The organism is Zooshikella harenae (assembly GCF_018837975.1).
Classification (GTDB): domain Bacteria; phylum Pseudomonadota; class Gammaproteobacteria; order Pseudomonadales; family Zooshikellaceae; genus Zooshikella; species Zooshikella harenae.
The window spans coordinates 1-5,016 of record NZ_JAGSOY010000138.1 but is presented as its reverse complement, the minus strand read 5'-3'; the positions used below and the strand labels follow the sequence as shown (position 1 = coordinate 5,016).

Sequence of the window (5,016 nt, the reverse complement as noted above, 5' to 3'; positions counted from 1 at the left end):
CCTTACTAACATATGATGATTATACTACAAGTGCTACATGCTTTGAAAAGACCTGCGTTGAGTAAAAATCATACAATCCAGTCTTTGGACATATTTTTGAGGCACAACCACTAATACCTTTGATACTTAAAACCACTGCTGTTTGCTGACCAACACAAATCTGTACAAGACATGCACAATTACTTTGCAACGATCGTTCTAAAGAGAGTATATTATTGAACTGCCACTTATTGAGATTACATGTTGTTCAATGTGGCCAGGGAAAGGTCAGTCACATAATAGCGGATAACAAAATCAGGAAAGGAACCATGAGCAGCAATTTCACTATTGAAGCACTTCGTGCATCAACAGTTCATTCTGACGCTTCACTACAAGCTCAAGATATTATGACGCGTAAGGTTCTGACGGTCTCGGAACATTGGTCTCTCGCAGTTCTTGCCGACTTTTTTGCCCGCCACCATATATCTGGAGCACCAGTGTTAAACCAACAGGGAAAGCTATGTGGTGTTGTCACTATGTCCGATATAATTCGCCATGAGTATATACCTGCATTGGCTCTGTTCAGTGACTTATTAGAAAAAAAAGCATACATCACTGATGACATTTGTTTTACCCACCTGTTAGGTAATGATGGCGAAGAAACACATCTCGTTAATGAAATAATGAATCCAGATGTTATAGTCGTTCGTTCTAATACTTCACTGGCAGAAATTATTAACACCATGATTGATGATAATGTCCATCGGTTATTTGTCTGCGAAGGGGATGAAATACTTGGTGTTATTACCACGATGGATGTCTTAAAAGCAGTGCGTCAACAACTTGCACCGTTAAAAACATCTGTCGCTTAAGATTCAAAATAGATAACTAGTATTTAACATTTCGGTGATTATCAAAAAAGCGTCTACACTATTACTCGTATAATATCATAAAGCAACGTTTTGATAATGAGCTTTAAAAAAACGACATAGTTATCAAGCAGTTGATTGACTGATATATTATCTAACACAAGCTGCACTGAACGAAGTGCAATCACCGCAGTAGGTTGATCATGCAGCTTTTTACACACACGATGTCAGTCACCGCGTTTACTGTTCGCTTAGCTTTGAAGCTTAAACAAGTCGATTTTGAGCAATTAGCTGTGCCTCATTTAACGTCGGTTAAGGCAATTAATGCGCCTACACAGTCCATGAGTCTTCCATTATTACAGGACTATCAACTAGCCATAAATCAACCGCTCGCTATTTTGGAATATCTTGATGAAAAATACCCACGACCACCTTTACTACCGGAGGATATTGGCTTACGCGCTAGAGTACGTGCATTTGCACACTCAGTTATTGGGGAGGTTTACCCTTTAGCCAATCATCAAATTTTAAACTATCTATCGCAAACGTTATTGATTAAGGAGCAATTACAAGCTCGTTGGCTACAAGACTGGTTGCAAGGTAATTTACAAAAGCTTAATCAGTTGTTAGAAGATAATGCTGAATGGGGTCCATTTTGTTTTGGATACGAACTTACACTTGCCGATATAGCCCTCATTCCACAACTTCACTATGCTCAACAACTTATGATAGATCTGTCAAAGCTACCTATCCTAGTACAAATATATCAATACTGTATGCACTTAAACCTTTTTCAAGAAGCTATTAATAGTCCTAGCTTCAGATGTTATTGGCCAGGGAAAAAAGTGACTTAATTTTCAGCTATCCTCCGTAAAAATATTTATGTTCAACGAAGTATTTTATTGACAAAAACCACTACAAATAATGCCATAGTGAAACTTCCTGTGAAAGCTTCAATTGCAGCAATCAGACGTGTCAAACCAACAGGCGTAAAGTCTCCATACCCCAACGTCGTAAATGTCACTACACTAAAATAAAGACAGTCCGTTAAACCATAAAAATTTTTCAGAAAGCCATGATCCCAATTAAATTTCACCAATTGCCCACTATCAGCTACGCCTATAAAAAAATAAGCGATTGCACACAAGGCAATCAATGAAAATGAAAAAAATACGACACGGAGTGGACGTTGCCCATAGCCACATAATAAGTCAACTATTTTTGAGAAAAATCTGCGTGCTGACCAGCGTGGCATTTGATAACGCCGCATAATCATTTCTCGGTGAAAAAAATAGCCAGACACATCAAATAATCCCTGCTCTTCACAGGTTTTACGAATACTACGATAAACCTCTTCTGCTTCTTCATAAAACTGTTTCATTTGATGATATTTACGCTGCAGCTTGGCCTGAATAGCTTTTTTTTCCTGAAGAATATATTTTCCCCAAAAAATATTTTCTAATTTTGCCTGTGTTAAGTCTGCCCCAAGCAAATTACAGTCTTCCAAATTAGCACAATGTAAATTCGCTCTGCATAATTTCGTCTTCATTAACGATGCCCCTTTTAAATTAATTTTAAACATATGGGCATCTGATAAATTAGCGCGATAAAAATCAGCATAGCTAAGATCATAACCCACTTTTGAGCCACGATTAACTAAATCCACATCGCATAAATTTGCGCCGCGTAGCTGGAAACCTGCCATGCTCTGTAAACTTTTTGCGTAAGTTTCCAAACGCACTTTGACCTGAGCATCAGTTTTATCAACTTCTGGATCTCGCCAGTAAACCAAATCGAAAATAAGGGGGTCAACCTTCGACTCTTTAGTGTTTACACTGCTGTTATCCACTACTGGCTCTATTTCCGTATTATCTTCTATAAGGGGAGTGGCACTATGATTTGCTGTAGCGTCTTCATTACTGACGTGGGATGTAAATGGAATATGTTGAGACATTGAATTACACCCAAATTTCATCGAGCCCACACTACAGATAATCTTACCTATCGCAACGTACTTTGGTCAGTATAGACGTAATTCCATTAACCTGATTCTTGTTAATCTTCACCGTGCAAATGATAAACTGTGCCACTATGGCTTTGCTTATCTTCTATACTCTAATTGAGTAGTTACTTAGCGATGGGTATATACGCTAAGGAACATGACAAAAAGGGAGCAATGCTTATGTCTCTTGCTACAACGCTTGCTCAATATCTTCAACAAAATCACATTAATTACCAACTTCACCCACACCCCCAAACCCAAAGTGCGATACAAACTGCTATTGCTGCACGTGTGCCTCTTGCTCAGTTAGCCAAAGCCGTTTTATTGGAAAGTCCACAGCATACTTACTTAATGGCAGTACTACCCGCCCTTGCTCGTGTTCACATAGAACTACTTGAAGCCTTAATGGAAACCCCATTTCATCTTGTTCCAGAACGTCGCTTGCAATCTTACTTTCATGATTGCTTACCCGGAGCCATCCCGGCCTTGGGGGCGGCCTATACTATTCAACTCATTTATGATGATATGTTACTTCAACAACCCACTATTTACATCGAAGCAGGCGATCACGAAAGTTTAGTTTGTATAACAAACGACCAATTCCAGCAGCTTATGAAAGGCCAAATGCATGACCATATTTGTCAACAATCATCCTCGTTAGTTATGATTAGCCATAATTTTTTGTAGTCACAATTTTTATAATTGCAGCAGCAAGGATGTTTCCATGACAACAAAGGAAACGGAAGGTGTTATTAAGTATCAGTTACACCACAGTCAAGAACCCATCACTCTTCCTACCTCTCTTTTTAAAGCATTGACTGCATGGCGTTCTATTTTGCTAAAACTAGAAGTGATTGGCCAAGATGCTCACCGTTATCAGGGTTATGGCTTTGGCAACCTCAGCGCAAGGAGTGAACATGACACTTTCTATATTACAGGAACTCAAACTGGAGAAGACCCTGTCTTACAAGAGCAACATTATGCTGAAGTGATAAAGGCCAACATTAGTGAGTTTAGTATTTATTCCCAGGGTCTCACTAAACCATCATCCGAAGCCTTAAGCCATAGTGCCATATACCAAGCAAATCCAGACATCAAATTTATCTTCCATGGTCACTGTCCTGAAATTTGGCAAATGGCTAAACAGCTTAATTTGCCAACGATACCTGTAACTGTCGCCTATGGAACACAAGCAATGGCTGAAGCTGTTACCAAGTTGTTACATGAAAGCCCAAAAACAAGTGGTATTGTTATGGAAGGACATGAGGACGGAGTTATCACGTTTGGTCAAACAGCAGAACAAGCAGGATTGACATTTGTGGCCTGGCTTGCTGCATCACAACAGTATGCAAACTAAACCAAGCCACAAACATTAAAAAAACAGGTATAAGTAAGGGTCTGTTAACACTCTTTGGATCGTCGTTGTGTGTCTAAAAGTTCAAAAGAACCATATATAGCTCACATTCCATGTTTTCATGAATTAACGATACTGGCGGTATATTTTTTCTATTGAACCATCCTGACGCATTTTGTTAAGTGCTTCATTCAGTTTTTTAACTATTTCCGGATTGGTGTCTTTATTCAACGCCAAATAAAGGTCGTTTTTATTAAAGGAAAACACTTGTTTTAGCCCACTCAAACCTTCCTGCTTAGCTAAATAAGGACCAGATAATGAGCCTGTTGCCCAGATATCTATTTTATTAATTTTCATTTTTCTGACATTCAACTGATCGCTATGAGCTTCAATAACACTGATACCTCTATTGGTAAGAAACTCTGTCAGTGCGTCATCTTTGTATCCTCCTACTTTCCAAGGCTTCGCATCCGATAAGGAATTTATGGTAATAGGAGAATCAGCCTTGGTCAGTAATACCCAGTATTCTTCGGCCAAGGGACCAACCCACTGAAATAGCGCCTCCCTTTCAGCTGTTCTGGACGTTGAAAAAACACCATAATTTTTTTTCTGTATTGCTGTTTCATAAACACGCTTCCATGGAAAGCGCAAGGTTACACGGTAATCAACGCCAGCTCGTTTAAACATTAATCTAACGATATCTGTCGTAATTCCCGTCACATTACTACCACGGGCAAAGTTTTTTCCATCCGCCGACATATTTAAGGGGGGAAAATTTTCAGTGAGGAGATGAATAGTTTCTGCATGTACTG

6 protein-coding genes are annotated in these 5,016 nt (G+C 39.1%); 4 read left to right on the top strand and 2 right to left on the bottom strand.

The features are described from left to right. Positions 1–308: 308 nt before the first annotated feature. Together KCG35_RS23580 and KCG35_RS23575 are read left to right on the top strand one after the other, a co-directional pair. Positions 309–851, top strand: a complete 543-nt coding sequence (locus KCG35_RS23580) for a CBS domain-containing protein (RefSeq protein ID WP_215822308.1) — start codon at positions 309–311, stop codon at positions 849–851. Between the two features lie 200 nt (positions 852–1,051). After that, the gene (locus KCG35_RS23575) at positions 1,052–1,702 is read left to right on the top strand and encodes a glutathione S-transferase N-terminal domain-containing protein (RefSeq protein ID WP_215822307.1); all 651 of its coding nucleotides are present in this window, start codon (positions 1,052–1,054) and stop codon (positions 1,700–1,702) included. A 32-nt stretch (positions 1,703–1,734) separates the two neighbouring features. On the opposite strand, the gene KCG35_RS23570 is transcribed toward KCG35_RS23575, so the two are convergent. Continuing rightward, positions 1,735–2,802: an ion channel gene (locus KCG35_RS23570; RefSeq protein ID WP_215822306.1), complete on the bottom strand. Its 1,068-nt coding sequence runs from the start codon at positions 2,800–2,802 to the stop codon at positions 1,735–1,737. A gap of 228 nt (positions 2,803–3,030) precedes the next feature. Here KCG35_RS23570 and KCG35_RS23565 point away from each other — a divergent pair, with 228 nt between their 5' ends. After that, complete coding sequence (locus KCG35_RS23565; RefSeq protein ID WP_215822305.1) at positions 3,031–3,537, top strand: aminoacyl-tRNA deacylase; 507 nt, start codon at positions 3,031–3,033, stop codon at positions 3,535–3,537. Positions 3,538–3,574: 37 nt separating this feature from the next. After that, the gene (locus KCG35_RS23560; RefSeq protein ID WP_215822304.1) at positions 3,575–4,207 is read left to right on the top strand and encodes a class II aldolase/adducin family protein; all 633 of its coding nucleotides are present in this window, start codon (positions 3,575–3,577) and stop codon (positions 4,205–4,207) included. Between the two features lie 123 nt (positions 4,208–4,330). Here the strand turns inward: KCG35_RS23560 and KCG35_RS23555 are convergent. Further along, the coding region (locus KCG35_RS23555) for a substrate-binding periplasmic protein (protein ID WP_215822303.1) at positions 4,331–5,016 on the bottom strand (686 nt) is incomplete at its 5' end.

Bases quoted from the DNA above. Each gene is read 5' to 3' on its own strand.
- KCG35_RS23580 (WP_215822308.1), top strand. From the start codon at position 309: ATGAGCAGCAATTTCACTATTGAAGCACTTCGTGCATCAACAGTTCAT.
- KCG35_RS23575 (WP_215822307.1), top strand. From the start codon at position 1,052: ATGCAGCTTTTTACACACACGATGTCAGTCACCGCGTTTACTGTTCGC.
- KCG35_RS23570 (WP_215822306.1), bottom strand. From the start codon at position 2,802: ATGTCTCAACATATTCCATTTACATCCCACGTCAGTAATGAAGACGCT.
- KCG35_RS23565 (WP_215822305.1), top strand. From the start codon at position 3,031: ATGTCTCTTGCTACAACGCTTGCTCAATATCTTCAACAAAATCACATT.
- KCG35_RS23560 (WP_215822304.1), top strand. From the start codon at position 3,575: ATGACAACAAAGGAAACGGAAGGTGTTATTAAGTATCAGTTACACCAC.